Annotated in this window: 20 protein-coding genes; 12 read left to right on the forward strand and 8 right to left on the reverse strand. The window is 52.6% G+C overall.

Features of this window, described 5'->3' with window-relative positions; all coding sequences use genetic code 11:
* Positions 1–182: 182 nt before the first annotated feature.
* The 7 genes from yghU to CNE01S_RS13880 all read right to left on the reverse strand — a co-directional run bounded on the left by yghU (position 183) and on the right by CNE01S_RS13880 (position 7,967).
* Complete coding sequence (gene yghU, locus CNE01S_RS13850; RefSeq protein WP_061276860.1) at positions 183–1,028, reverse strand: glutathione-dependent disulfide-bond oxidoreductase; 846 nt, start codon at positions 1,026–1,028, stop codon at positions 183–185.
* A 121-nt stretch (positions 1,029–1,149) separates the two neighbouring features.
* Complete coding sequence (locus CNE01S_RS13855) at positions 1,150–2,382, reverse strand: PDDEXK-like family protein (protein ID WP_169799411.1); 1,233 nt, start codon at positions 2,380–2,382, stop codon at positions 1,150–1,152.
* Positions 2,383–2,490: 108 nt separating this feature from the next.
* Positions 2,491–3,114: an SDR family oxidoreductase gene (locus CNE01S_RS13860; RefSeq protein WP_061276865.1), complete on the reverse strand. Its 624-nt coding sequence runs from the start codon at positions 3,112–3,114 to the stop codon at positions 2,491–2,493.
* A complete protein-coding gene (gene hutX / locus CNE01S_RS13865; RefSeq protein ID WP_061276866.1) occupies positions 3,111–3,608 on the reverse strand; it encodes a heme utilization cystosolic carrier protein HutX in 498 nt (165 codons plus the stop codon). The genes CNE01S_RS13860 and hutX overlap by 4 nt, the downstream gene beginning before the upstream one ends.
* Positions 3,605–4,951 (reverse strand): heme anaerobic degradation radical SAM methyltransferase ChuW/HutW, encoded by a 1,347-nt coding sequence (gene hutW, locus CNE01S_RS13870; protein ID WP_061276869.1) that lies wholly within the window; start codon positions 4,949–4,951, stop codon positions 3,605–3,607. Before hutW ends, hutX begins: the two co-directional genes overlap by 4 nt.
* A 29-nt stretch (positions 4,952–4,980) precedes the next feature.
* The gene (locus CNE01S_RS13875) at positions 4,981–5,823 is read right to left on the reverse strand and encodes a heme/hemin ABC transporter substrate-binding protein (RefSeq protein WP_061276871.1); all 843 of its coding nucleotides are present in this window, start codon (positions 5,821–5,823) and stop codon (positions 4,981–4,983) included.
* Positions 5,823–7,967 (reverse strand): TonB-dependent receptor, encoded by a 2,145-nt coding sequence (locus tag CNE01S_RS13880; RefSeq protein WP_061276873.1) that lies wholly within the window; start codon positions 7,965–7,967, stop codon positions 5,823–5,825. The genes CNE01S_RS13875 and CNE01S_RS13880 overlap by 1 nt, the downstream gene beginning before the upstream one ends.
* 374 nt (positions 7,968–8,341) lie before the next feature.
* On the opposite strand from CNE01S_RS13880, the gene CNE01S_RS13885 reads away from it, so the two are divergent.
* The 3 genes from CNE01S_RS13885 to ydgU all read left to right on the forward strand — a co-directional run bounded on the left by CNE01S_RS13885 (position 8,342) and on the right by ydgU (position 10,767).
* The gene (locus CNE01S_RS13885) at positions 8,342–10,021 is read left to right on the forward strand and encodes an ArnT family glycosyltransferase (protein WP_061276875.1); all 1,680 of its coding nucleotides are present in this window, start codon (positions 8,342–8,344) and stop codon (positions 10,019–10,021) included.
* A gap of 152 nt (positions 10,022–10,173) precedes the next feature.
* Positions 10,174–10,602, forward strand: a complete 429-nt coding sequence (gene asr / locus CNE01S_RS24440) for an acid resistance repetitive basic protein Asr (protein WP_072279142.1) — start codon at positions 10,174–10,176, stop codon at positions 10,600–10,602.
* An 81-nt stretch (positions 10,603–10,683) separates the two neighbouring features.
* The gene (gene ydgU / locus CNE01S_RS26135; RefSeq protein WP_456297838.1) at positions 10,684–10,767 is read left to right on the forward strand and encodes a small membrane protein YdgU; all 84 of its coding nucleotides are present in this window, start codon (positions 10,684–10,686) and stop codon (positions 10,765–10,767) included.
* 401 nt (positions 10,768–11,168) lie between these two features.
* Here the strand turns inward: ydgU and CNE01S_RS13895 are convergent, their stop codons facing one another.
* Positions 11,169–12,458, reverse strand: a complete 1,290-nt coding sequence (locus CNE01S_RS13895) for a hypothetical protein (protein WP_061276877.1) — start codon at positions 12,456–12,458, stop codon at positions 11,169–11,171.
* A gap of 745 nt (positions 12,459–13,203) precedes the next feature.
* Between CNE01S_RS13895 and CNE01S_RS13900 the strand changes: the two genes are divergently transcribed.
* From CNE01S_RS13900 to tssC, 9 genes are all read left to right on the forward strand, one after another.
* Complete coding sequence (locus tag CNE01S_RS13900) at positions 13,204–14,076, forward strand: ParA family protein (protein WP_061276879.1); 873 nt, start codon at positions 13,204–13,206, stop codon at positions 14,074–14,076.
* A gap of 46 nt (positions 14,077–14,122) precedes the next feature.
* Positions 14,123–15,493, forward strand: a complete 1,371-nt coding sequence (dnaB-PI, locus tag CNE01S_RS13905; RefSeq protein ID WP_061276880.1) for an SPI-7-type island replicative DNA helicase — start codon at positions 14,123–14,125, stop codon at positions 15,491–15,493.
* The gene (locus CNE01S_RS13910; protein ID WP_061276883.1) at positions 15,490–17,202 is read left to right on the forward strand and encodes a ParB family protein; all 1,713 of its coding nucleotides are present in this window, start codon (positions 15,490–15,492) and stop codon (positions 17,200–17,202) included. Before dnaB-PI ends, CNE01S_RS13910 begins: the two co-directional genes overlap by 4 nt.
* The gene (locus CNE01S_RS13915; protein WP_061276885.1) at positions 17,199–17,444 is read left to right on the forward strand and encodes a TraR/DksA C4-type zinc finger protein; all 246 of its coding nucleotides are present in this window, start codon (positions 17,199–17,201) and stop codon (positions 17,442–17,444) included. The genes CNE01S_RS13910 and CNE01S_RS13915 overlap by 4 nt, the downstream gene beginning before the upstream one ends.
* Positions 17,434–18,024: a DUF2857 domain-containing protein gene (locus tag CNE01S_RS13920; RefSeq protein WP_061276886.1), complete on the forward strand. Its 591-nt coding sequence runs from the start codon at positions 17,434–17,436 to the stop codon at positions 18,022–18,024. The genes CNE01S_RS13915 and CNE01S_RS13920 overlap by 11 nt, the downstream gene beginning before the upstream one ends.
* The gene (locus CNE01S_RS13925) at positions 18,021–18,278 is read left to right on the forward strand and encodes a ParE family toxin-like protein (RefSeq protein ID WP_061276888.1); all 258 of its coding nucleotides are present in this window, start codon (positions 18,021–18,023) and stop codon (positions 18,276–18,278) included. The genes CNE01S_RS13920 and CNE01S_RS13925 overlap by 4 nt, the downstream gene beginning before the upstream one ends.
* 97 nt (positions 18,279–18,375) lie before the next feature.
* On the forward strand, positions 18,376–19,611 hold the full coding sequence (locus CNE01S_RS13930; protein WP_061276890.1) for an STY4528 family pathogenicity island replication protein: 1,236 nt from the start codon (positions 18,376–18,378) through the stop codon (positions 19,609–19,611).
* Positions 19,612–20,719: 1,108 nt separating this feature from the next.
* Positions 20,720–21,217: a type VI secretion system contractile sheath small subunit gene (tssB, locus tag CNE01S_RS13935; RefSeq protein ID WP_061276892.1), complete on the forward strand. Its 498-nt coding sequence runs from the start codon at positions 20,720–20,722 to the stop codon at positions 21,215–21,217.
* A gap of 34 nt (positions 21,218–21,251) precedes the next feature.
* Positions 21,252–22,799 (forward strand): type VI secretion system contractile sheath large subunit, encoded by a 1,548-nt coding sequence (tssC, locus tag CNE01S_RS13940; RefSeq protein ID WP_061276894.1) that lies wholly within the window; start codon positions 21,252–21,254, stop codon positions 22,797–22,799.
* The last annotated feature ends 8 nt before the right edge of the window (positions 22,800–22,807 follow it).

A 22,807-nucleotide genomic window follows, 5' to 3' on the forward strand; every position in this document is an offset into this window, starting at 1 on the left:
GGACACGTTCACCGTGCTCTGAACGTACAGGGAAAACCGATCTACGGGTGAACGGAATAACGACTGGACTAAAGGTCTCTCCGGGAAGGTTTTAAAAGAGAAATTTGTATAAGAGACGGGGAAGAGAGAGTAGGAAAGGAATAGCTCCTCTCCCTTCCAGAGAGAGGATTGACGTGAAAGGCCTACAACCCTAAATCATCAAAATCTGAAGCATCATGGCGCTCGGCCAGCTGCACATCGCCCCAGGTGCGGTTCACGATGCGGCCGCGTTTAACCGCCGGGCGGTTAGCTACTTCATCTGCCCAGCGGCCAAAGTGTTTGTAGGAGGCTATGTCGAGGAACTCGGCGGATTCATACAGGCCGCCTTTCGCCAGCGAGCCGTACCAGGTAAAGATGGCAATATCGGCGATGGTGTATTCATCTCCGGCGATAAAGCGATGATTCTCCAACTGTTTGTCTAGTACGTCCAACTGACGCTTGGTTTCCATCGCGAAGCGGTTGATGGCGTATTCGATTTTGACCGGCGCATAGTGGTAGAAGTGACCGAAGCCACCGCCCAGGTAAGGTGCGGAGCCCTGCAGCCAGAACAGCCAGTTCAGCGCTTCGGTACGCCCGGCGATGTCCTTCGGCAGGAAGTGGCCGAATTTTTCTGCGAGGTAAAGCAGGATGTTGCCGGACTCAAATACGCGCAGCGGCGGCGTAACGGAATGGTCAAACAGCGCCGGGATCTTGGAGTTCGGGTTTACTTCTACAAAGCCGCTGGAGAATTGATCGCCTTCACCGATGCGAATCAGGTGCGCGTCGTATTCAGCCCCGCTGATGCCCAGCGCCAGCAGCTCTTCCAGCAGAATAGTCACTTTCTGCCCGTTAGGCGTGCCAAGGGAATAAAGCTGTAGCGGGTGTTTGCCGACCGGCAGCGTTTTTTCGTGGGTTGGGCCAGAAACGGGGCGGTTGATGCTGGAGAACTGGCCTGCTTCGGTCTTGTTCCAGGTCCAGACTTTTGGTGGCTGGTAGTTGTGTTCGGACATAGCGTTATCTGCCTTCTTCTCAGGTTAGTTATCTGATGAAACTATCTGGAAGTGTAGCAAGAGGGAAGAGCTGGCCGGGCTATACCGCCAGAAAAGCGAAAGCCCGGCACGGCATTACAGGCTACGCCGATACGCTAAAGAGCTTTAAGTTTATCTCGGCCTGAACCTTAGTCACGATGTTGATGACTGACTGAGCAAAACTGCCTTCTCCTCGTTCGACCAGGAGGGACCATGCGTCTGGATCCATGCCCCAGTTACGTGGCACATGCATGCTTTCGTCGGCATAGGTCCACCATGGCCACCATCCTTCTTTTCGAGTGTGAGCTTCCAGCTCGGGGTATATATTATTCATCGCTTCAGAAATAAGAGGGAAATATAGGCGCTGATTCTTTTTGGACATGATATCCGAACTGCTTATTCCCCAACAGAAACCGCAATAGTTTGGTTTCTCAAATTGCCAGCACAGGGTGAAATCATCTTCCCCTGAAAAGTAAAAATGAAAATCACCTTCCTTGCGGCCCGTAAGAAGTTGGTTATTATAATTGAGGGTAATGCCTTTGGGTTGAAGTTCCTTTTTCAAATAAGATAGAAAATCAAGCCAAAGCTGTTCTTTTACTTTCCTCATACTTTGAGCAATAAGAAATGCCGCATTAAGATTCTGTGGAGAAGCGATTACGTTCTCTGTAAGTTCTTTTTCATAATCCACGTTAGTCTCTCCGTTGATATCTTCACGAGTAAATTGTATTAGCGCATCAACAAAACAGCGAACTTGTGGTGCTTTAATATGTGGAGCGCAGGCAGAAAGCCATTCTGCTAACTGATAAAAAGTGAATTGTATAATGTTTTTTCTGAGATCCTGGGGTGTTTCAGGGCGAAGTGTGAAGTCATTGATCTCATTGTTACAAAGATAAACCATTAACCAACTACTGTTTTTTTTCTTGGCTTCATTTGCTAGCCAGTTTGAATAATCATAGAGTTGGTCTATTTGGTCGGCAGCCCAGGGTTTGTTTTCTATGCCTATAAGAATCTCTTTGCTGGCGATATATATGTCTATTCTTCTTTTGTTTAGTATTGTGTATTCAGTAAAAATCTGAGTTGATTTATTAATGGATATACTTTCAGTGAGCTCTATTGAATTATAGAAACTCGAAAGGAAGAGATCTCCCTGAGCATGATCTTCCTGGGGATCCAGAAGATAGGCAAGGCAGCGGGATAATGTGTTTTCATTTATGTTGAAAAGTTGAAATAATTTGAAGTCAGGCGCGACCTGGCTGGCATATCGAATTTTTGCCTGCCGATAGCCCTCGTGAAGCATTGCCGTGCTGTTCAGCAGCTTTTGAATATTTTTCTGCACAAGAGACATTTCCATTGCAAATAATAAAATTAGAACGGAATGATAATAATGTTTTATTGTTAAAAGATCACCCCGCCAGAAAAGGCGAGGCGAGATAAGTAAGAAGCATTAAGCCGGTTTCAGCCCCGGTTCGACCAGGCCGTAAACCTGGCCGTTCAGGTGGGGGGCTTTTGCCAGTTCGGCCACGTGCGCGGCGACGTCGGCACGCATCACCATGCCGTGAATTTCGGGAGCCTGACTCAGAACAGCTTTACCGGTTGGCTCGCCGTGAAGCAGGCCGCCGGGGCGCACGATGGCAAAGGCCAGTATGCTGGTTTGCAGCCAGCTTTCCGCGAGAGATTTTTCCCGCACCGCCTGGCCGAAACCAGCTTTTGCACGATCGGACAAGTAAGCCCAGCTTTCTCCGCAGCCCAAAGAGGTGACCAGCACCATACGCGAGATCCCGGCTTTTTCGGCGCAGTCGATAACGGTGCGGTGTGCCAGATAATCCTGCGCGCCTCCCATTGTCGAGATGACGGTTGTTTCCTTGCCCGCAAGGCGACAGGCTTCTGTGACCGCGTCTGAATCGCAGGCGTCACCGATAATCACCTGAGCACCGGCCTCGCGCAGTTTTGCGGCGGCCTCTTCGTTACGCACCAGCGCAACAACGGGGCGATTTTCTGCCAAAGCCAGCTTCGCGGTTAGCGCGCCCACGCCTTTGCCTCCGGCCCCAAAAATTAACCATGGCGTCATGCAATATTTCCCTTAAGTGTTTCTGCCAGCGCCCGGAAAGCCGCGAGCTGGTCTGCCAGTAACTGACGATGATCGTCGCGCCCGATGAAGATTTTCAGCATCGCGCTGCCCGCCTGATTGAAGAACAGAATCGAGGCGGTGTCCATCCCCATAAACTTGCGCTCCACCAAAGCGATGTGGGTGCAGTTGCTCGCTTTGATATGCCCCGTCATGCCTTTTTTGCCGCGCAGGTTGAAATAGCCGTGGCGGTGGAAGCCGGAAGGCAGCTCGCCGGAAAATTCAATAATCAGGTCGGCGGTGTGTACCAGCGTGGTGACGCTGCCCCATTCGACAACGGTATCCCAGACGGTATCGAACTGCTCGCCGCTGACCAGGGCCAGAGCGGGAAGCTGGGAGACAACATCCAGCAGGGTGACATTATATTGTGCAGCGATGGATTCCAGCGTGCCATCCGGCTGGGTTTGTAAGTAGTCGGCGAGGGAAACGGAAGTCATAGGGGAGCTCCTTGTGGATTTTTGTCCGTTGTTATTGGGATATTCAGGGTCGAAATCAGCGTCTGCAGAGACTGGAAGATATTGCTGGCCCAGAAGCGGCCTTCATCGGTCAGGCGCAGGCAGGTAGAGTCATCGCGCGTCAGGCCGGATTCATGCCATTGGGTCAGCAGCGGCTGAAGCAGATGCGCATCGGCGGTCAATTCATCGAGCGGCACGCGTGCAGTTTCAATCCCGGCCTGCAGCCGATGCCGCCAGCGGTAGCCTGGGTCAGTGGTGCGGGCCATCATCATCAGCGGTTTTTTTCCGGCGGCGATGGCGGTGTGCCAGGTCTCCAGGTTGCGTTCAACCATCCAGGAATAGCCGTTGACCGAGCCGCCTGCACCGGAGCCAAAGGCCAGGCAGTCAGCGCCTTGTTTGATCAGCAGGTTGTAAAGGTTGCGTTCCCGCGTGGTGCGCGCCCAGTGGCTGTTGCTGATGCAGCGCCAGCCTGCGCCGTCCATGAAGTCGCAGCCCTGAAGGTACAAATCCCTGCGTTCTGCCGGAGAAGGCAGCGAGACACGTCCGTTTTCGACGGCTTTACCCAGCGGCGTTTGCGGCAGCAGGTTCAGGGCATAAAGATCGACTCCGTCGAGGCCGATGTCCCGCGCGATGGCCAGGTCTTCCGCCCACAATTTTTGATCCTGCCCCGGCAGGCCGAACAGCAGATCGCAGACCACGGCGGCGCGATCGCGTTTGCAGAGGTTTTCCATAAAGCGCCGGGCGGTGGGACCGTCGGACGTACGCGCCATTTTCTTGCGGATTTTGCTGTTAAACGACTGAATGCCGATGGAGAAGCGGTTTGCGCCCGCGTCGAGGCAGGCGTCGATGCGCTCATCGTCAAAATTCAGCACCCGGCCTTCAATGGTGATTTCGCAGTCAGGTGCCAGCGGCAGGCTGCGGCGCAGGGCGGTAATGATCCGCGCCAAATCTTTGGCCGAAAGCGCCGAGGGCGTGCCGCCGCCAAAGTAGATGGCGTGAATGGGTGCGGACTGGTGCAGCGGGCTGCTGGCCTCCAGCTCAATTTCCCTGAGCAGCGCGTTGGTGTAACGCTCGCAGTGGTCTTCTTCGTAGCGATTCTGATAAAAACCGCAGAAGGTACAGTGCGTTGCGCAGAAGGGAATATGCAGATAGACCAGCCTTTTGCCGGGTGGCGTTGGGCTGGCAATCACCTGCTGCCAGGTTTGCTCAAGCTGCTCTTTGGCAACGGGTGCAGCGCCGCGCCACGGCATGGTGGCGTGACGATCTTTAAAAGGTTGCCCGCCGGGGAGCGCGAAGTGCGCCTGGAGATCCAGTTCAGGTTTCATGTTCAACATCGCTCATTTCGAAGTAATCATTAATTGTTCTGGCCGGAATCAGGCCAAAACTGGTGATGCAGTTGCTCCACGGCTTCTGCGATACGCGGGCCCATGCCCAGGATCAGCGCTTGATCGATGATGACTATCCGCTTATTTTTCCAGGCCGATGTGTGGGTGATGCCGGGAATGGCCTTCAGCGCGTCAGGGTTGCCCTGAGTCATTTGGGTCGTGGCGACAATCACGTCCGGATTCGCAGCTATCATCGCTTCGGTGCTATAGCTCTGATACTGACGATGTCCGGCGATATTGCTGGCTCCCGCCATTTTCATAATGGTGTCGGCCACGCTGCCCGCGCCGGCAAACTGCGGCAGGCTGCCGCCTGTAGAGAGAATAAACATCGCCCGGACGGGATGGGATTTGAGGACGCTGCTTTTGGCTACGGCCTCCAGCCGTTGGCGCAGGCTGGCAACCAGCGCTTCGCCCTGCTGCGGGCGATCCAGGGCATTCGCAAGCGTTTGAATATTTTCATACATTTGTTCGACCGTGGCGGGAACTCGTGGGAGCAACAGCACGTTCACTTTGGTTTTTTTAAGCTGTTCAAAGACGATGTGTGGGCCAGCGTCCTGCCAGGTGATGAAGCGTTCAGGGCGCAGCGACAATATGGCTTCGCTGCTGAGCTGCATCCACGGGCCGATGTGCGGTAATTTTTCCGTTTCCGGCGGCCAGGCCGTGGTTTCGTCTACGCCAACTACCTGAGCGCCCGCGCCCAGCGCGTAAACGAGTTCAGTCAGTGAACCTCCGGCAACAATCAGCCGCTCGCTGGCCGCGGTGGAAAATGACGCCGTCAGCGCCAGCAGTACGACAAAAAGACTTTTCTTCATCAGAATTTCCACCCAAAGCCGAGGGCCGTATTGAAGCCCGCTTCCGGAATAGATTCGTGTGCGGTCTGGTAGCGCTTGTTGGTCAGGTTGTTCAGCGCAAAGTTGACCTGGTACTGGTCGTTGTCACCAAATTCTGCGTTTATCGCCAGATTCAGCGTGGCCCAGCCGGGGTAGCGCCTTTGTCCGTCGCCGGTGTTTTCTTTGGCTCGGGAAGCGGCGCGGATAAAGGCGTCGGAAGTGAGGTTCATGGCGTTGAGCATCAGCGTATGCCTGACCCCAAAGCGGCCGTTAACGGCGGGTTCCCCGGTATCCCAGGTTTTTAGCGTGCTGCTCTGATACTGGCGGCGCAGGAGGTTGCCGCTCAGATAAGGGGAGATGGCCCAGCCGTTATACTCGGCGCTCAGCTCTATGCCGTAGGTTTTGGCTCGATTGATATTGTCGTAGTAGCGGTAGTCGGCTCGTGCGCTGCCGCTGTTCCCCTGACAAACGGCTTGCCCTTCGCAGGCCCGCGAAGCGATGTAATCTTTCGCTTCGGAGTAGTATGCCGTGCCGTCCACCAACCACAGATTGCCCTTATAGCGGGCGCCGATTTCGTAGTTATTGGAATGTTCAGGGCTCAGGTTCTGGTTGCCATAAGTCAGGCCGCCGCCGGCTGAGGTTTGCATAAATTGCTGTACCAGCGTCGGGAAGACGTAGCCCTGGGCAAAGGCGGCGCGCAGCTCGATATCTTTAAACCCGGAGTAGTTCAGGCTGGTGGCACCCACAAACTGGCTATCGCTGGTCGACTTGCCGCCATTGGTGCTGCTGGTTGCCACGCCACCTTCAACCGTTTGCGAGCTGCTGTTGATGAGCTTTGACGCCAGCCAGTATTGCCGGGCTCCCACGGTCCAGGTCCAGTCATCGGCCAGATGCCAGGCGTTCTGAGCAAACAGTGAGGTATTAGTTTGCGCCGATTTATCCTGCGACCGGGTGCGGGTTTCGATATCAAAGAACCCGGTTTTCGCCGTCTGGCGCGTGTAGCCGCTGGAGTTCTGGTTCACTTTGTCGTGCTGATACTGCGCCCCAAGTACCAGATCGTTCCCGGCCGGCAGCGAGAAGTTAGTTTGCAGCGTAACGCCCTGGGTGTACTGCTTGTCGTGGGTTTGGGTCTGATTTTTTACGCTTAACGCCTGGATGATGGGCGAGGGAATTGGCTGCGTAGTGGCGACTTCATTTTCAAACTGGCGTTCGACGGTCTGGTTATAGGCATCGAGGTGGATTTTTTTCAGGTAGTTTCCGTCGACGTCATAATCGTAAAACAGCCCGATTTTTTCCCGCGTCATTTCCGGGATCCTGACGCTAAAAGTATCGAACTGGTGAGCCGGATCGCTGTACCAGGTTTGCGTGGAGAGGCGGTAGCGGTCGAGAGACAGGCCGATTTTCTGGCGGTCGAAGCTGTAACCCAGCCACAGGCCCTGGCCGTTATTGCGGAAGTGGGTGTTATCCAGCCGCCCGTCTGGCGTTTTTCTGTTGCCCTGATCCGAGTAGCTGCCGTTAATGCGGTAGTCGAACTGGCCGATGCTGCCCCAGGCCGCGGCGGATTCCTGCCAGCCTGCCGTTGCCGAGTTCCAGGTGGCTTTTACCAGCCCGCCCAGCGGCTTGTCACCGCCTTTTTTGGTGATGAAATTCACCACCCCGCCGATGGCCTGTGAGCCGTAGAGCACGGAATAGGGGCCTTTAATAACTTCGATACGCTCCAGAGCAGATTCATCCAACAACAACCCCGCGCCGTAGTCCTGCCCGGCGCGTTGGTAAGTGACCTGCTGACCATCAATCAGAATCAACACGCGTGACGAGGCTTCCCCGCGGATGCGGATCTGCTTGCGCCCCGCCAGTGAATTATCCGTGACTTCTACGCCGGGAATGTCACGCAGATCGTCGGCAATCGAGACGCTGGTTGAGTTCTCAAGCGTCTTGCTGCCAACGACCTGGACGGTGACCGGGCTGTTCCAGAGGTTGGTTTCCGAGCGGCTGGCGCTGACGATGATGGTATCTTCAGGCGCGGTGTTTTCCTGGGCAAATGCCGCGGTGGGAGCGGCAACGGCTCCCGTAACAAACAGAGGTATGGCTGAAAAGGCCGTGTAGGTTTTACGTTTCCCTGGCATAAACTCATCCTTGCGAACGTTAATGATAGTTATTATCGTTCGTCTTTATATCCAGGCGGAGCGCTCATCGCCACCGTTTAACCTGCTAACCAGATGCAACTTTGATTTTGGTCAAAGTTGCGCGGCGTCTCTGAAAAGAGGGTTCGCGTTCTGTGCCGAGAGCAGGATCGATCCCTTTTATGCCGCTAACCTGTTTATTTCATCAACAAACCCACAAAAAGTCGCCATGAGCCTGGAATGACGCACGCTGTTTATTTTCCGTTGTGTTCCAGGTTTGTAATGTCTTGCGGCAGGGTATGCCTTAATTCCAAATGCTTCTCGGTTAGTTACCACCAGAAATAATCAGCCAAATCATGTAAAGGAGTGATGTTTTTATGTTGCAGCGCAAGGATGGAAAAGTACTCCTTTTGTTTATTGGTTTTATGTTTATTTATTTGTTGCCGGGAATATATGGGCATACGCCGTGGAAGCAGGATGAGAATTATACTTTTGGCGTGATTCAAACTATGTATGAAACAGGCAACTGGTTGGTGCCTGTGAATGCCGGTGAGCCTTTTATGGAAAAACCACCGCTTTATTACTGGACGGCCACGCTGATGGTGCACTTATTCTCTGGCGTACTGTCGATGCATGATGCAGCCCGCACCGCAACGTTACTGTTTTCAGTTATTAATTTTTCATTTTTTATTCTGCTGGCGAGAAGAGTATTTCTTAGTGAAAGCCTGACGGATTATCGTATTTGGCTGGCTTTCGCCGTTTATGTCAGCGCGCCGGGCATTCTGCGTCACAGCCACGATATGTTCAGCGATACGGCCCTCACTGCCGGTGCAACCGTGGCGCTCTATGGCATTGTAGGACTTATCCGTCAGGAAAAAATAGCTGCCTCGGCCGTATGGCTTTGCGTAGGGACGGTGGTCACTCTGTTATCGAAAGGCGTTTTTATCCCCGGCGTGCTGTGGATAACGCTATTTTTGAGTTCTCTATTTTTCGCGCAATGCCGGACAAAATATTTTTGGAATCCTGTTATTCTTGCGGGAATCATTTCACTTGTCTTTATTCTTCCCTGGCCCGTGCTGCTTTATATTAAGCATCCGGATCTGTTTATAGTGTGGTTCTGGGAAAATAATATTGGCCGCTTCCTGGGGTTTTCTGTTGCAAAGCTCGGGGCTAAAGCCAATCTGATGCGAGTCCCCGAGGCGATTGTGCTTTTTGCGCTGCCGTCCGGCATACTGGCAACGCTATATTTTCTCCGTCACCCTCTTAAGCGCCTGAAGAGTCAGGATGAGTTTGCTATTACTCTGTTTCCACTGCTGGGGATTATTGTTCTGCAGATGTCAGCGAGCAGCCGTGCTTTATATCTGATGCCCTTTGTTGGCCCGCTGGCTATATTGGGCTCTCAGCTGCTGCCGTTAATAAAAGAGAAAGCGCTACGTTATTTCTCTTATTTTTCCACCGCGCTCTGGTCAGCCCTGCTTGTGGTGGTGTGGGGCGTCTATCTGCTGAAGGTTAGCGGCGATAAAAGAGGGTGGTTGGATCCTCTTGAGCATTGGCTGCCGACGAGCTACGAGCTGCATTTCTCCTGGCCGCTGTGCCTGTTTGCTGTGGCTATCACTGCGCTGTGGTTTAGCCGCACGCGTTTATCTGGTGCGCTCAACCCGGCATTGCGTGCCGCCCTGAGTTGGGGATTAGGCGCGGTCTCTGTCTGGAGCGTGGCGTTTACCTTGATGGTCGGCTGGTTCGATTACAGTAAAGGCTACGAAGGCGTCTTTACCGATCTCAAAAGTCACCTTGCCGGGCAGTACCAGGCCAATGACTGCATGGCGTCTTACCACATCGGCGAATCAGAGGCGCCGATGCTCTACTACTTTGCCGGTATTCTGCATCGGCCACAAAAGACCTTCAGCAAGCCTGAGAGTTGCCGCTGGCTGATTGTGCTCGGCGATAAGCGGCAGCCTGCGCCTGCGGGAATGGCATTTTTCTGGGAAGATAATCGCCCCGGTGAGAAGCGTAACAACCTGATGGTTTATCGGGACGTGTCGGGGAATAACGGCTAAAAAACAGCCCGGCAGGCCAGCAGCGAGAGTGTTGTACATTTCATTACACGCCGATACCAAACACTCACTGAAGAGTTTATTCGACACGCCTATAGTTCATTTCAACGGCCCCGCAGTGGGGTACACACAAAAACAAATTCGAGGATGTCGAAATGAAAAAAGTATTAGCTCTGGTTGTTGCCGCTGCTATGGGTCTGTCTTCCGCCGCTTTCGCTGCTGACACTACCGCTACCGCACCAGCTGCTGCTCCGGCAACCACCGCCGCTGCACCTGCTGCTAAAGCTCCAGCTGCAAAAGTAACGCACCATAAGAAACACAAAAAAGCTGCCGTTCAGAAAGCTCAGGCCGCTAAAAAGCATCACAAAAAAGCCGCTAAGCCAGCGACCGAGCAAAAAGCTCAGGCTGCCAAAAAGCACCACAAAAAAGCAGTAAAACCTGCGGCAGCACAGAAGGCTCAGGCTGCTAAAAAGCATCACAAAAAAGCAGTAAAACCTGTTGCCCAGAAAGCGCAGGCTGCTAAGAAACACGTGAAAAAACACCATAAAGCTGCTGCCAAACCAGCTGTTCAGCCAGCAGCATAAGTCAGGCGGGGCTATCCCGTTAGCTTGAAGCGTTAACACAAACACCCGGCTTGCCGGGTGTTTCTTTCTGGAGTTCAGATAATGTTGCGACGCTACAGTTTCGAATTAATCCTCACCGCGCTGCTGACCTGCGGCCTGATCACGCTGAATTTTTGGCTTCAGTAGATTGCGTTCTTTTGGACGTCTGGTGTTCTGGCATAAAGCCTCTATGCTTTTATGGCTGACAATTCAAAATCAGTAAAAAAGAATATCAAAATTTTTTACTGGGATTGACCAAAATCCATTGAGTAAAATTTGATGAGATTACATAATTGATGAGTTTTTAAGTATTAATTATTTGATTTTGCAATACAAAACTAAAACCAGAAAATTCCTGCCTTTGTCATTTGCAGTATCATTGTTTTAACCGTTGCTGGATGATTATTCACAAGATGGGTTGGTATATCAATATGGCTGATGCGATCGGTGTGGTTGGACTTATATGAGACATAATTGCTCTGCCGCTAAGTGACTAAAATAAGCAAAGAAGCTATAATGCTTCTTTGCTCTTAACGCATGGAATTAATTCATCGACATGACATTATGAATGTTTTGTTATCAAAAACACTATCATCAAAATTATGAGGTAGGAATTTAGATCTATAAATAAAGATAAGTATTCTCTCAACAATATTCGCTGATGTGTTATATATATCAGTTTCAGAGTTTTTGATTATCCCTTTTTGTATAAAGGAATGAATTAATTGCTCTACAGTACCATTGAAATTTGTTAAACTAATTTTGTAATTTTTTTCAACTTCATATAATTTTTTAAGTGTATTTAACTGAGTATTATCCCAATATCGATTTGGCGGTTCTGGATGCTCAAGATCTACCGGCAGTTCTTTTTTTATAATAGTTGCATCTAAACATGATATATTGCTTTCTTTAATTGTTACAATATCTAGTTTGCAATTCATGAGCATATCTTCCCCTCCCGCGACCATAAAAGATGGGTAAATGCCATCAGTATGCCTATCTATAAATGGGGCTGTGATAGCAATTATCTGTTGGGTAGGTGCACGAGATATATATTTAGCTTTATGTGTTGTACGTTGAGGTGGAATAAGTTGATTCTTAAAGCTTGGGACAGAAACTCTCGTGGGGTTTCCTCTTCCAAGCCCAATTATAGTGGTCCTTTGAGGATAACCAGCTTTAATCTGCGCCTGTAATAAAGATTTTTTTACTACAGGATTAGTATGCCGGGTTTGTTCAGTTAAAGCAGCATCCTGATCCATTAACAATATTTGTTTTGGTCGGTAAGGTAATGCGTCGGCAAAAGCTATTGCCGCAGCTCTGGCTGCACCATAACCTGACATTTTACCGCCATCCCAACTTATCAAATAGAAATTTTTGTACTCTACTTTGCTGAGCGCCTGGCGATAGTACTCAAATTCAAATTTATGGACGAGTAAGTATACTGGTTCGTCGCGTGCATTTTCAGGATGCCAGGCGAGACTATAATTGCTTAGCAGATCTTTTGCGATTCTTGTTGCAGCGCCTGTGCTATTAACAATTATTGGGATATTAGTGAATTTTAATTTCATAGAATGTATTGTACGGCAAGCATTCCTATTGAAACTAAAAGAAGTATGTCCCCCAAATTTATCAGGGCGGCGTGCTAGATCACGACATATATTAATGCGATTCTCTAACATTATATTCATTGAGGTTTTGACGTGTGCATTTACAAGTTTATAATGTATAATTACTGGTGCATATTTACGAATTTTCCTGTCTTCCTCGTCGACCCATTTAGGATTTAATTTTAAGGGGATGGCAGCAGATGTACTCTTAATTTCAACTGGATAAATCATAAATACCTCTTTTTGTCCTGTTTCTAAATATCCATTTTCATATGAATATAACTATATATAACCATGCAAAATCAAGGGTTTTTATGATGTGTGTTGTCATTTTTTGGTACTGGAGATATACAGTGTTTTTATATTTTAATAATCTAGAAGAATTTTCCATTCCTTTTTAAGGAACCGTATGTTTTTTTAAGTTTTTTGTAAAAAAACCTCAAAAAGCTGGAGTCGCTTACAGAAGGATAAAACGCGTTACTAGAGGAAAATATTCATACAGGGCGTACGAAATTGGGTCGTTGCTGATTGCGACCAGCAATTTATCGGATCCCAGAAAGCAAAAAACCAGCCCGTAGGCTGGTTTCTTTAAATAGTGGTGCCAGGACTCGGACTAACGCCGAAGGCTTTTGAACAGCGCTTGCGCTGGCCCCGAAGGGGTGAGTCTCAGGGATGAGGCGAATACTAAAACGTCAGGAACGTTTTTGAACAGCGCTTGCGCTGGCCCCAAAGGGGTGAGTCTCAGGATGAGACGAATAATCTAACTTGTTCGATGAAGAGTCCAGACGCAAAAGCAAAAAACCCGCCATAGGCGGGTTCTTCTAAATAGTGGTGCCCGGACTCGGAATCGAACCAAGGACACGGGGATTTTCAATCCCTTCTCCCATGGGTTCTGATTTTACAGTAAAAGTCAAATGCTGTTTTATTTGATCTGAACCGATGATTTTCACTCCAGTTTAATCAATTGGATGTGAAAATGAAAATATTGCCCGTAATTTCCACCAAAGGTGGCGAAGGTAAATCTACCCAGGCTGCCAACCTCGCCGGTTTTCTCGCGGATGCCGGTTTGAAGACGCTTTTAATCGACGGCGACTACGCTCAGCCGACCGCCAGCAGCATTTATGAACTGGATTATGAAGCGCCTTGCGGCCTGTTTGAGCTTCTCATGCAAACCGCGGATTTATCCCACCCCGAACAGATTATCTCCCACACGGCTGTTTCCGGCCTTGACCTCATCATCTCCAACGACCCACACGGCCAGCTGAAAACCGCCATGTTGCATGCTCCTGACGGGCGTCTGAGGCTACGCAATGTTCTGCAGCATCCACTGTTCCGGCAATACGACGCCATCATTGTCGATTCTCAGGGCGCGCGCTCCGTCATGCTCGAGCTGATTTTGCTGGCCGGCACGGAGACCGCCGTGGGCGTGGTCAAACCCGTTCTCCCCGACGTGCGTGAATTCCTGCGCGGCACCATTGCCATGATGGAACAACTGTTGCCTCTGGCCTGCTTCGGTGTACGCCTGCCTGAAATCCGGATCCTCATCAACTGCATGACCTACACGGTGCTGGCCCGCCAGACGCTCAGCGACCTGAACCTTATCATTGGTCAGGGTAAATACAGCGAGCACGCCGCGCAGCTGCCGGTCTCCCTGATGAGCACGCAGATTTATGACCTCGATATTTATAAGTTTGGCCATGCCGCAGGCCAGCCTGTTCACCGGCTGGAAAAAAACACCTCGCGTAAAAGTGACAGTGCAGCTCAGACCATGCACAGCCTCGCCTGTGAGCTGTTTCCGGAGTGGACGGCGCGGTTTGACGCGGTTATCGCCCGGGAGGAATGCGCATGAGCCTTTTCCACTGTTCCCTGGCGGCCTCACTGGCGGAGGTGTGCGGATGACCACGCAACCGCTACCGGCCCCCCACGCTACTGATGCCGAACAGGCGGTGCTCGGGGGCCTGATGCTCGACAATGACCGCTGGGACGATATCGTCCTGCTGCTGGCTCCGGACGATTTTTACCACGGGGCACACCGCTTCATCTGGCTGGCCATTGCGGAGCTGGCCGCAGAGGACTCGCCGTTTGACCTGATTACCCTCAGCGGGGTACTGGAGTCCCGCGGGCAGCTTAACCAGGCGGGGGAGTTTGCCTACCTGGCGGAGCTCAGCAAGAACACTCCCAGTGCCGCAAACATTGTGGCCTACGCCCGCATCGTCGCGGAGAAAAGCCGCCTGCGCCAGCTGCAACAGCTCGGGCGGATGCTGACGGCGGATGCGCAGGACCACAACGCTGACGCCACCGCGCTGACCGGGCGCGCCGAAGCCAGTCTGTTTGCTCTGGCTGAAAGCGGCAGCACCCGACAGGTTCAGGAAATGTCGGCTGTAGATGCGCTGGGCGCTCTGGTCAGCCATCTGGAAACCGTCAACGGTGGGACGGGGGTGACTGGCACGCCAATGGGGTTTAACGAGCTGGACCTGCTGACCTGTGGTCTTCAGCCCGGCGATCTGGTGCTGCTGGCTGCCCGCCCTTCGATGGGTAAAACCTCACTGGCACTGTCTGCCTGCTCTGCGGCTCTGCGGGGGCGTCAGGATGAATCCGTGCTGATTTTCAGCATTGAGATGCCGGTCGGGCAACTGATGATGCGTCTGGTCGCCATGGAGGGACGTGTGGAGCTTTCCCGCATGCGCTCCGGAGATATGCGTGACGAAGACTGGGGGCGGGTTTCGACTGCGGCGGCCACCATCAGCGAATGGGGTAACCGTCTGGTTATCGACGATAACAGCCAGCAAACACCTGCGTTGTTGCGGGCCCGCGCCCGCCGATACAGGCGTAAGTACGGCAAACCTTCTCTCATCATGATTGACTACCTGCAGCTGATGCGTTCGCCGGAGCAGGAGAATCGCACGCAGGAAATTGCCGAGATTTCCCGCAGCCTCAAGGCACTCGGCAAAGAGTCAGGATGCCCGGTGCTGGCCCTCTCCCAGCTTAACCGGCAGGTGGAAAGTCGCGCTGACAAGCGTCCAAACAATGGCGACCTGCGTGACTCGGGTGCGCTGGAGCAGGATGCCGACCTCATCATGTTCATCTACCGCGACGAGGTCTACAACCCCAACAATGCTATGACCGGGGTGGCAGAAATCATCATTGGCAAGCAGAGGCAGGGGCCTGTGGGTACCGTTCGGGTGCAGTTCGAGGGGAAATACACCCGCTTTTCTGACTTCCCGGAAGGCGGGTATCACCCCGTTTATGAGAGGACCAGCATATGAATATGAAGAACGTGGACTTAGGCACTGCCATGCTGCAGCGCGGTCGGCAGGCAACCGCCGCGCCGGTTGTAGCCCTGCCAGCCAGCGAAATGCCGATGGTGCTGACGCTTGACCAGCTCCGGCCTAATCCGGATAACCCGCGTACGTCGCGGAACCCCAAATTTGATGATATTAAAGCCTCCATCCTGGCCCGGGGGCTGGATACCGTGCCTAAGGTGACGCGTGACCCCGACGGTGAGGCGGTTTATATCTTCAGCGACGGCGGGAATACGCGTTACCAAATTCTGACCGAGCTGTGGCAGGAAACCGGTGAAGACCGTTTTTATCGCCTGCACTGCCTGTTCAAGCCATGGCCGGGGCGACTGCAGTGCGTCATCGGGCATCTGGCTGAAAATGAGGTGCGCGGGGAGTTGAGTTTTATTGAAAAAGCGCGGGGTATCCAAAAAGCGCGGGCTATATATGAAGAGCAACTGGGTAAAAAAGTCTCCCTGCGCGAGCTGGCATCGCTCCTGACCGGGGAGGGTTTTCCCGTTCATAATTCCAGTATCAGCCGGATGGATGACGCGGTGAGGTATCTGTATCCATCAATGCCCCGGCTGCTGGAGTCCGGTCTGGGGGGGCCGCAAATAAGGATTTTACTGGCGCTACGTCAGGATGCTGAGAATGCATGGAACCAGTATAAAACGAGTGCTGACGCTTCCCCCGGGCAGCCTTTTGGGGACGTATTTGGGGCATGCTGCCATAAATTTGATTCTCCTGAACTCTGGTCAGCAGAGATGTTTCGTGACGAGCTGATTGGCGATTTGCTGCAGGCGTTGCCCCATCCGGCACTGAATTACGACCGCTGGCTGCTTGAACTCAATCCCAAAGAGCGTCACCGCCGTCACGTTCTGGGGGATACGTCACCCTTGCCTGAGCTGGCTGACGTTCCGCCCGCTCAGGATGCCCCCCCTCGTCCCGCTGGCAATCCACAAAACAATGACCGTGATACCCTCCCGTTAACCTCTGCGCAGGAAAAGCCCGGTGAGGGGCAAAACATTCTCCTGCAGGCGCAGGACGCTCAACCCTCCCTGAAAGGGAAGCCATCCCCGGTCCCTGAAAAAGGCGCGCCTGTCGTCAGCTCCTCCGCTCACCCACTCCGCACCGAACTACAGCCCGATATGTACGGTGGGTCTCCTGTGCTTTTCGGTGACGTACCGGAGGAGGATATCGCAGACATGTTGTCTGGTGCAGATATGCCGCCCTCGCCCGAAGAGCCCGTTGCCGGGACGCTGGATTTTGCAGCCGTCGGGCTGGAGCCCGTCAGCAATATCTGGCGCATCTCACCCTTACACGATGACATTGAGCACCTGCAGGCGATGGCCTTTCGGCTGGCTTTTGAACTGGCTGAAAGCCAGGGATGTGAAGCCGATATTATGCCCGATGCTGCCCATCCGCAGGCTGCGGGCTACGGCCTTGCACCGTCTACAGACATCTCTGTCTTCGGGGCGCAACTCCTGTCTTTAGTTGACCCGGCCCACGAGGCGCACGCCCTGACGTTAACCTGTCTGTTGACAGGGACGGCTGAGCCAGCCAGCGGCCCGGTGCTGGATGATGTGTGTACCGTTAAATTTTTGCGTCTTATCCGCGTGTTGCGCCGCCTGCGTGAACTGCAGCGTGGCCTGCCCGTGGACGATGACGTGGCTGATACCGAAGGAGGCAATGCATGAGTGACAGTATCGATCAGGCCAGCGAGTCTGAGGAGTGGTATCGGCAGGTGGCGTTGCGTGATTTTGGCAACAAAAACACGGTTCCGGGCCCCTCGCTGATCCACTGCATTTCCTGTGGCGAGGAAATTGAGGCCAGGCGTCGTCACATTATTCCGGGGTGTACCCGGTGTGTAACCTGCAAAGACAGAGAGGAATCCCGGAGCCGGCACAGGGCATCAGCACGGAGGTATCATGATGAATAATAACCATATTGCACAGGCGACTAACGGGCTGCTGACACAGCTGGTGCTGGATTTGAAAAGCGGCTATCTGCGCCGCTGCGAATCGCTGGGTTTAGACACTCAGCAGATGCAGGTGCTGCTTAGCCTGACGCTGGAAGACCTGCACTACCTGACCAACAGCCAGGTGCCTGTCATGTCTTTTCAGATTGATTATGAAATTCTGACGCGTATCCAGCAGCAGGCAAGACTGGAACAAAAGCGTCTGGAGAGCATTGACCGTGCGCTGGTGCTGGGGGGCTCGATTGAGCTGATGCAGCACTATTTCGGGTTATCGAGTGCGGAGGTGGCCGCCCGCCGTCGCATTGCCGGGATTGATGTCCGGTCCGGGCGGGGTAATGTCCTCAGCGATGAAGACAATGCGCAGGTCTGGCTTAGCTGGCAGAAAGCGGGGATCGCGGATGCTGACACGGCTGACGGGCTTGACGTGATGATGCTGACGGCGGAGCAAATGGATGTGTCATTGACGGCGGTCTGGCATGCGGTTCACAGCTGGCATAAATCGCAGCCGGCTTCTGTCCGGACTGCGAGGAAAATGGCATGAGAAAAGCGCGACGGGAGGTGTTTCCGGGACTGCATACTCAAGCCAGTGTCCCTCCATTGCCCTGTCATAAGGCGGTGGTTGAGTTACAACGTTTTCACCAGGGCGTGCGCAACTATACGCGACTCAGGGAGAAGGGAACGGGCTACCTGAAGATCAACATCGGTCTTTTCTGGCGGCTGCTGAGTCGTGACAGGGGGCGGACGTGGGAGCTGATGAGCCACGAACGCTACAACTGTGACATCCGCAAAACGTGATGTTGCCCGGGCGTGAGCTTATCCTGCATCCGGTACGCCGGGTGCAGCAATCAGCTTATGGGGCCACCAAATGCAGTCTGGTCATAAAGGAAAAGCCATGAATTTGCCTGCAGAGAGTCTGATAACCCGCACCGTTGAGCTGATGAATGCCCAGCTGGCACAGCGAATACCCGGCGAAGACGTGACGCAGTTGCGCAGCGGGTTGCTTTATATGGGCAATGTGCAGGACGCGTTTCCGCGTTGCCTGCTGCTCGACACCCGTCTGTCACCCCTGGATAAAATGGCGTGGATGATGATCCGCCTTTACGCGCAGCAAAATCAGGGGGCTGTCTTCCCGAGCTATGATGATCTTCAGCTGCAGCTGGCATCTCCCGGGAAAGGCAGGGCATCGCGTGAAACGGTCAGCCGGGTACTGCTGATGCTGCGTATCACCGGCTGGCTGAGCCTGTGTAAACGTGTGCGTGACGAAAGAGGGCGGGTGCGGGGCAACGTCTATGCACAGCATGACGAGCCGGTGACCTGCCGGGATGCTGAAGCGCTGGATCCCTGCTGGCTGGACACGGTCGCTGAGGCGTGTCGTCACAGAAATCGTACGATCAGCCAGACTGCGTGGGAGGTTCTGCAGGATATCAAAGACGATCCTCAGATGCGTCACCGGCACAGCCACATCACGCTGGTTGAGAGCCGACTCAGGGCGGCACAAACGCCAGACCAACTGGCGGTACGACAGCGGGAAAATATAGTGTCACAGCCTCCGGGTTCGGTATCCGGACTCAGTCAAAAAGTACCGGGTTCGGATGCCGAACTGAGTTCTTTACCAGAGAAAACAGCGCAGAGTTCGGATACCGAACTCTGCCTACAATCAGTCACTTACAAAAAACCTTCCGGAGTTCGGAAGCCGAACTGTTACGTACGTTCTTTTACACAAAGTGATAATAAAAATACGTACGTAAACCCGCGCACGATGTTGCCTGAAAATATCGTCAGCCAGATGAAAGGTGAAGATGCCGATATGCTGATCTGCCAGCTGCAGGCGCTGCCGGGGGATCTACGCGAGCAGGTGCTCCAGCGCTTCGGGAGTGCACTGGCGGCGGGGAAAGTCAGTAACCCGGTGGGCTGGCTGCTGGCGGTTATGAAGCGGGCCCGCGAAGGCGCGCTGTTCGGCCATGTGTCTGAGCGCGAAGATGCTGCGCCTCCGGCAACTGCCGATACCAGCCCGCCATGCCGTCCGTTGCAATTGCAGAGTCCGCGGCGTGTATCATCACCTGAGCACGTCAGCAGCGTGGTGGCGGAGATTCGGCGCAAGATGGCGGCTGAGAAAGGACTTAAATAGCGTTGTTTAAATAACAGGCGGTGCTGGCACTGCCAGCACCGTTTAAAAAATAAGCAGCCCTGCTGTTTGCAATTATCGGGAGTACCAGAGGGTTTCCATGTCTGGCTATGTGCCCCGGCTTACTCAGCTCCCTGGGTGTTATTCCCGATCTGGACAAGGAATACTGGTTGTAAAATGGGCGCTGAGAGAGAGCTTAAACCGGTTTGGTTAAGAAACAGGTGCTGCTGGCAGTGCCAGTAGCGATTAAAAATAAACAGCGTCGCTGTTTGAGCCTGAGCCTGCTACCTGAGTAAAAAAAGATTTTTAGTACAAAGGGTATTGATGCTCCTGTCCTGACGCAGGGTGGCATAAAGCGAGATGCCCTGGAGCATCTCAGGCGGTTTAGGGAGGGGGATCCGGAGTCCTGTGGTGCACTTTAGCCCAATTAAAGAGAAGTGATGCTGGCGTATTCCTGTTCATGAGCATCAGAGGTGGCTCATCTGTGCTACAGAGAAAGCCCCTCAGGTGACTAATAAACCATCATAAATATCACGCTATCGTTATCGAAAATTAATAAGCCAGCCTTATGTATGGTATGCCCGCAGCACATCAATAATGAGAATTATCTTCCTTAACTCCTCAGATCCACCGGGTAAGAGAGAGGGACAATGTTTTTTTTCTTTATAAAACTTTATCACTGACTCTCCGGGTTGTTAGTTGTTTTTTTTCTTAGGCGGTTTAAGAAGTCCAACTGACAAATTGCTGTAGCGCCTTATTCCACGGCACTTGCAGGGTCTTTTATAGAAAATTCCCATAAATCAAATGGATGATCTGATTTTGTTAAATTCATCTGGTGTAAAAATGTGTTACATAATTTAAATTTTCATCGCGCGGCTAAAGTTTTTACACTTCCCTCCAATAGGTGCTTATCCGAAATTTCTCTTTCAGGTTAAGGCTTATCAATACCGTGTCATGTTACGTCAGTGAATGGAATGTGCTCGTTTTTGACTCCGTTTTGGCTTTACGTCAGGTAACGTAAGCTGCGATGTTGTTTTGGATAAGTAAGCCGTTCTTATTGATTTTTCACTGACATTGACCCTCTCTCTTGCTTCATAGAACAGGGACATCTATGTCTAACTCGTATCAGTCCGAGATCCCCAAAGCCCGCGTGAACATCCAGTTGAGTGTGCATACGGGGGGCGCGCAGAAAAAAGTCGAATTGCCCCTTAAGCTGATGGTTGTGGGGGATTACAGTAACGGTACCGGACAGCTTCCGGTGTCTGAACGCGAAAAGGTCAACGTCAATAAAAACAACTTTGATAGTGTGCTTTCCGAATTTTCTCCCTCCGTCAATCTTTCCGTAGAAAACACCCTGGCCGGTGACGGCAGCGAAGAAAACGTCAGCCTTTCCTTTACCCGGATGAAAGATTTCGAGCCGGAGCAGGTCACCCGCCAGATACCCCAGTTAAAAGCCATGCTTGCCATGCGTAATCTTCTCCGTGACCTGAAGGCCAACCTGCTGGACAACGGCACTTTCCGTAAAGAGCTGGAAAAAATTCTGCTTGACCCGTCGCTCAGTGCTGAACTGCGCAGCGAGTTATCTGCCCTGGCGCCGAAACAAGCCTGACGGTCGTGATGTTTAACGGATTAATGAAGAGAAAATGCTGATGTCTGTGAAAAATGAAAATGCCGCAGCGGGTGAAAGCGTCGTCCTTGAACAATCTGATGCAAAGAGTGTGTATGCGTCCCTGTTTGAAAAAATTAACCTAAAACCTGTGTCTGAGTTAAGCGCGCTGGATATCTGGCAGGATAATCAGGCGATGTCGGATGCCACTGCTGATGAGCGACTGACCGCCGGTGTGCAGGTGTTTCTCGAGTGCCTGAGTAAAACGGGTTCAAAAGTCGAGAAACTGGATAAGACCCTGATTGACCATCATATCGCTGAGCTCGATTTTCAAATCAGTCGCCAGCTGGATGCGGTGATGCATCATGAGGCGTTCCAGGCCGTAGAATCTCTCTGGCGCGGCGTGAAATCACTGGTAGATAAAACCGATTTCCGTCAGAACGTCAAAATCGAGCTACTTGATCTGTCGAAAGACGATTTGCGTCAGGATTTTGAAGACGCGTCGGAGATTATCCAGAGTGGATTATACCAGCACACGTACACGGCTGAGTATGACAGTCCGGGTGGAGAGCCGATTGCCGCTCTGATTTCAGCTTACGAGTTTGACGCATCTGCTCAGGATGTGGCGCTGCTGCGTAACATCTCCAGAGTGTCCGCTGCGGCGCATATGCCCTTTATCGGTTCTGCCGGTCCGAAATTCTTTCTCAAAGAATCGATGGAAGAGGTGGCTGCGATCAAAGATATTGGTAACTACTTTGACCGTGCCGAATACATCAAATGGAAGAGCTTCCGTGATACCGACGACAGTCGTTACATTGGCCTGGTGATGCCACGTGTGCTGGGTCGTCTGCCATATGGCCCGGACACCGTACCGGTGCGCAGTTTCAACTACATCGAAGAAGTCAAAGGCCCGGATCACGACAAATACCTGTGGACCAACGCCTCGTTCGCGTTTGCGGCCAACATGGTGAAAAGCTTCATCAACAACGGCTGGTGCGTACAAATCCGTGGCCCGCAGGCGGGTGGCGCAGTACAAGACCTGCCAATCCATCAGTATGACCTGGGCACCGGTAATCAGGTGAAGATCCCGTCAGAAGTGATGATCCCGGAAACCCGCGAATTTGAATTCGCCAACCTCGGCTTCATCCCACTGTCCTACTACAAGAACCGCGACTATGCGTGCTTCTTCTCGGCGAACTCCACCCAGAAACCAGCGCTGTATGACACCGCCGATGCAACGGCCAACAGCCGCATCAACGCCCGTCTGCCGTACATCTTCCTGCTGTCGCGTATCGCGCACTACCTGAAGCTTATCCAGCGTGAAAATATCGGGACCACCAAAGACCGTCGTCTGCTGGAACTTGAGCTGAACACCTGGGTGCGTGGCCTGGTGACGGAAATGACCGATCCTGGCGACGAGCTGCAGGCCTCTCACCCGCTGCGTGACGCCAAAGTGGTTGTCGAAGACATCGAAGACAACCCGGGCTTCTTCCGCGTCCGACTGTTCGCTATCCCGCACTTCCAGGTGGAAGGGATGGACGTCAACCTGTCACTGGTTTCTCAGATGCCGAAAGCCAAATCGTAAGGCGAGGG

The organism is Cedecea neteri NBRC 105707 = ATCC 33855 (assembly GCF_001571265.1).
GTDB classification, from domain to species: domain Bacteria; phylum Pseudomonadota; class Gammaproteobacteria; order Enterobacterales; family Enterobacteriaceae; genus Cedecea; species Cedecea neteri.

Excerpts from the sequence above, each read along its gene's own strand:
- yghU (WP_061276860.1), bottom strand. The coding sequence starts at position 1,028 with ATGTCCGAACACAACTACCAGCCACCAAAAGTCTGGACCTGGAACAAG.
- CNE01S_RS13860 (WP_061276865.1), bottom strand. The coding sequence starts at position 3,114 with ATGACGCCATGGTTAATTTTTGGGGCCGGAGGCAAAGGCGTGGGCGCG.
- hutX (WP_061276866.1), bottom strand. The coding sequence starts at position 3,608 with ATGACTTCCGTTTCCCTCGCCGACTACTTACAAACCCAGCCGGATGGC.
- hutW (WP_061276869.1), bottom strand. The coding sequence starts at position 4,951 with ATGAAACCTGAACTGGATCTCCAGGCGCACTTCGCGCTCCCCGGCGGG.
- CNE01S_RS13875 (WP_061276871.1), bottom strand. The coding sequence starts at position 5,823 with ATGAAGAAAAGTCTTTTTGTCGTACTGCTGGCGCTGACGGCGTCATTT.
- CNE01S_RS13880 (WP_061276873.1), bottom strand. The coding sequence starts at position 7,967 with ATGCCAGGGAAACGTAAAACCTACACGGCCTTTTCAGCCATACCTCTG.
- CNE01S_RS13885 (WP_061276875.1), top strand. The coding sequence starts at position 8,342 with ATGTTGCAGCGCAAGGATGGAAAAGTACTCCTTTTGTTTATTGGTTTT.
- asr (WP_072279142.1), top strand. The coding sequence starts at position 10,174 with ATGAAAAAAGTATTAGCTCTGGTTGTTGCCGCTGCTATGGGTCTGTCT.
- ydgU (WP_456297838.1), top strand. The coding sequence starts at position 10,684 with ATGTTGCGACGCTACAGTTTCGAATTAATCCTCACCGCGCTGCTGACC.
- CNE01S_RS13895 (WP_061276877.1), bottom strand. The coding sequence starts at position 12,458 with ATGATTTATCCAGTTGAAATTAAGAGTACATCTGCTGCCATCCCCTTA.
- CNE01S_RS13900 (WP_061276879.1), top strand. The coding sequence starts at position 13,204 with ATGAAAATATTGCCCGTAATTTCCACCAAAGGTGGCGAAGGTAAATCT.
- dnaB-PI (WP_061276880.1), top strand. The coding sequence starts at position 14,123 with ATGACCACGCAACCGCTACCGGCCCCCCACGCTACTGATGCCGAACAG.
- CNE01S_RS13910 (WP_061276883.1), top strand. The coding sequence starts at position 15,490 with ATGAATATGAAGAACGTGGACTTAGGCACTGCCATGCTGCAGCGCGGT.
- CNE01S_RS13915 (WP_061276885.1), top strand. The coding sequence starts at position 17,199 with ATGAGTGACAGTATCGATCAGGCCAGCGAGTCTGAGGAGTGGTATCGG.
- CNE01S_RS13920 (WP_061276886.1), top strand. The coding sequence starts at position 17,434 with ATGATGAATAATAACCATATTGCACAGGCGACTAACGGGCTGCTGACA.
- CNE01S_RS13925 (WP_061276888.1), top strand. The coding sequence starts at position 18,021 with ATGAGAAAAGCGCGACGGGAGGTGTTTCCGGGACTGCATACTCAAGCC.
- CNE01S_RS13930 (WP_061276890.1), top strand. The coding sequence starts at position 18,376 with ATGAATTTGCCTGCAGAGAGTCTGATAACCCGCACCGTTGAGCTGATG.
- tssB (WP_061276892.1), top strand. The coding sequence starts at position 20,720 with ATGTCTAACTCGTATCAGTCCGAGATCCCCAAAGCCCGCGTGAACATC.
- tssC (WP_061276894.1), top strand. The coding sequence starts at position 21,252 with ATGCTGATGTCTGTGAAAAATGAAAATGCCGCAGCGGGTGAAAGCGTC.